The organism is Citrobacter sp. VF227 (genome assembly GCF_052950715.1).
The window spans coordinates 1-441 of record NZ_JBRFVF010000559.1; the positions used below are offsets into that span (position 1 = coordinate 1).

Here is a 441-nt window from a genome sequence, read left to right on the forward strand (position 1 = left end):
GATTCTCGGGCCCTTCGGGCTGCGCGCGCGCGGGCTGCTGTTCCTCGGTCGTGCGCTGGCGATGCAGGCGATCGGCGGAATTGCTGGAATCGCGCGCCTGGCGCTCACGATCGGCGGCGCAGGGGCGAGCGGCCTGATGGGTGCTATCGGCTTGCTGGCATCCCCGATCGGCATCGCCGTTCTCGCGCTGGGAACGCTCGCTGCCGCGATCTATGCGTTCAGCTCGATTTCGCAGAAGGAAGTCGACTCATACAAGACTGACGGCGGCGTGAAGCTCACTGCGGATGCGCAACGTCGTCTTGCCGCAATCGACGCCGGGGGGACACAAAGTCGGCTTCCCGCAATCGGCGCGGGCCTGAGGGCGGCCGCAGCGTCGGCGCCTACTCAGACGGTCGCGCCTGCCGGCGCGGCGTCTGGTGCGACAACGAACGGGGCCAATAT

General features: G+C 68.0%; 1 protein-coding gene. It reads left to right on the forward strand.

Annotated elements, in window-relative coordinates; translation table 11 throughout:
* Positions 1-441 (forward strand): hypothetical protein (locus tag ACU8YC_RS27850; protein ID WP_446896376.1); only part of this gene is annotated, 441 nt, incomplete at both ends.